General features: G+C 50.4%; 3 protein-coding genes. All 3 read left to right on the top strand.

Annotation, left to right across the window (positions count from 1 at the left end):
• Window positions 1-297 precede the first annotated feature (297 nt).
• The 3 genes from KJ970_19390 to KJ970_19380 all read left to right on the top strand — a co-directional run bounded on the left by KJ970_19390 (window position 298) and on the right by KJ970_19380 (window position 2,332).
• Window positions 298-816: a hypothetical protein gene (locus KJ970_19390; GenBank protein ID MBU2693086.1), complete on the top strand. Its 519-nt coding sequence runs from the start codon at window positions 298-300 to the stop codon at window positions 814-816.
• A 159-nt stretch (window positions 817-975) separates the two neighbouring features.
• Window positions 976-1,512 carry a hypothetical protein gene (locus tag KJ970_19385; protein MBU2693085.1) on the top strand — a complete coding sequence of 179 codons (537 nt, stop codon included), beginning with the start codon at window positions 976-978 and terminating at the stop codon, window positions 1,510-1,512.
• A 226-nt stretch (window positions 1,513-1,738) separates the two neighbouring features.
• The gene (locus tag KJ970_19380; GenBank protein MBU2693084.1) at window positions 1,739-2,332 is read left to right on the top strand and encodes a hypothetical protein; all 594 of its coding nucleotides are present in this window, start codon (window positions 1,739-1,741) and stop codon (window positions 2,330-2,332) included.
• Window positions 2,333-2,708: the final 376 nt, after the last annotated feature.

Raw genomic sequence — 2,708 nt, 5'->3', positions numbered from 1 at the left:
GAGCAACAAGATAAAATAAAGGCTCCATGGCCATATTGATAATCGATCCAATGCATATTGCCAGGATGATGACAGCGGGAGGAGCTATGCGGAAGAATGCTACCATAGAACCTGACAACATCTCCAACCGGAAAGGCGGTGTGGCTGACTGCAACCGTATCTCCGAGCAGCTGCCGGCCCCGCATTTCATGGCCCTGGCACTTTAGGGAGAGATAAGATAGGATCATTCCGGGTTGGCCAGGGGCGCGCCAGACCGGCCCGCAGGTGAGCAGATGTTACTGCGACAGGAGTCTAAGTATGAAAGCCCAAATTCGATGCGTCGCCACATTTTCCATTCTAGCCGTCTTGTTTACTGCATGCAGTTTCACGAAAGTGACTCCCGGACGACTATATAATCTTTCAACCGGAGATATTTTGTTGGTTGAGCTAGTGCCATCATGCGAAGGAAACGGTACAATAGCCGGGATCACGGCCGAGGGTGATTCTTTGATCGGAGAATATACAGTTCATTATGGTTCTGGGCCGGTGGCACCGCCGCATACCATTCCGTGGGACACAAAGAATAACCAATCTGCTTTAGGTATCAAGGAATCTAACGGAACTTATGGAAATCAAACATCTTGGCCAGAAGTGTACGGTTATGGACAAGCTTCCAAGGCGAAACCAGTAGGAACTGCGACCTTGGTGAGCAAAAGAGGGCTTGTCGTACAAATCGTTATGTATAGTATGGCATATGGTTACAGCAGCGGAGATGGTGTCGCCCGAGATAATCAAGGAAATTGGTACCGAGCACATCTTGGGACACTGAAGCGTTAGAAAGCACACTAACACTCACGGCCGTGTTGATTGAGGTGTGCAGAGTGGGTTAACAAGGGGTCCGTATCCCAATATCAATGGATAGTACAAGTTAAGTGGAGTCATTGGGAGGATATTGAAATGCGTGGAATGTGGATCCTAGCTCTAGGAGCGACCGCGATGTTGACATCGTGTGCCGATGATGATTCCTGCATTTGTCCCGAGTACAAGCCTACCGCCGGCTTGGCAACTCTGAGCTCCAAGATCGATGAGGTCGAAGGACAGCTGATCTCTCGAGGATTCAGTTTCGCTGAGGGGCAAGTAATCGAGGTCCCCAATGCGGAGAACCAGATTCCTGACATGATCACTATGATGTTCTATGGATCTCAGGGAGACTTTCTCGGCCTGGGTCTCGTGAATCCAACTCCATTCGCGGCTTTTGATCGTATCGCTAACCCCTCCACCTCCGACTCGGCGCGAATTATCTATGAGGATCTCATCGAAGCACCGGAGGGTGATTACACCGATATGATAGCCGCCAGACCCAATGACATCTTCGTAGTGAAAACCCTCAGCAACACTTTTGCGAAGCTCCTGATTCTACAAACAGCGTTTACATCGGACACAACCTATGAAGGCAGCGTCGCACACATCCACGATGAGGGGCGGATCTCCTTCGAGTGGATTCATCAGCCAAATGGCTCCAGGGCGTTTTGACGATCGTAATTATCGCCACACAGGAGGTTCAGATTCGACCGAAGACTTTACGGTAGGTGTATTTTAATTCAAAAGGATCGCAGTTTTTCACTCGTCGCATTGTTTCTGGTGTCCTGGTTGCGATTTCGGTCGTAAGCACCTTGCCACAGAATCGAACATGCGAAATGTCGACGATCTGCGACATTGTCTCTCATAAAGACTCCGGGTTGGGAAATTGGAGGACAAGATGCAAAGAGCCATCCTTATCTCGCTAGTTTTGGCGACGGCTTTTGGCGGCGCGGGTGCCCAAGATATTGAAATTGGATATGACGAAGGACCTGCTGCCGGCATAGTATTTCATCCAGTTGGCTCCGCAAGCGCAGTGCAGTTTACACCGCCGACTTACCCGGTAAAAATCGTCAAGACGAAAATGTATCTGGATATCCATGAACCTTCCTGTGACCTCCAATCTGTGTGGTTGCTTGATGACGACGGCCAAGATGGCCAACCTGGGTCTGTCCTCTTTGGTCCAATGCGATTCGTGACTCCCCAAGAGATAGGAGGGGAATGGGTCGAGTTCTCTTTACCCGACACGAGTGACGTCGTGGTTCATGATGGCGATTTCTATGTGGCATATGTCCAGCATGGAGCGCCACTTGAGTGCTCATCTTTAGGCTTGGATTACAATTCCGATGAACCCAACCGCCAATGGCAGTATCAAGATGATTTGTGGCAGGTGGTTCCATATCCCGCAAGTGACTTTATGATTCGGGCAATAGTGCGAACCGGGATTGTCCCAATCGTAATTACATCATGGGGTCAGCTCAAGGGCGGGTTCTGAGATGAAACACCTAACGCCCTTATCCGGATACCTCCTTCAACAGGAGAAATGTACATCCCAATGAAAAGCGGTTGGACCGACTGCATCCTTATCTTCGGCCTCTAAGTTGGAGCCCATAGACTCCGGGCCAGGATGGAATCCGCGCATAGGGGCAGCCTGATAATCGCTCTTGCGGCGCGCCTCGCAAATGTGGGAGAATGGATGCGCACATGAGAGTTGGCGAGGGCCGCGGCAGGCGCCTCGTGGGTAAAAGAACATTAGATGGATATGACAGAAGTTCAATGTCGCAAGGCGGAGTTGGAGACAATTGCACGAATCGTTGTTGCTATCGCCTTGATTACACTGTCTGGTATGGTGATCTCCAGGCGGGGTGCTG

The sequence above is a fragment of the Candidatus Eisenbacteria bacterium genome, from assembly GCA_018831195.1.
In the GTDB taxonomy this organism is placed as follows: domain Bacteria; phylum Eisenbacteria; class RBG-16-71-46; order CAIMUX01; family JAHJDP01; genus JAHJDP01.
Note: the sequence above shows the minus strand (reverse complement) of the source record. Positions and strands in the feature narration are given on the sequence as shown.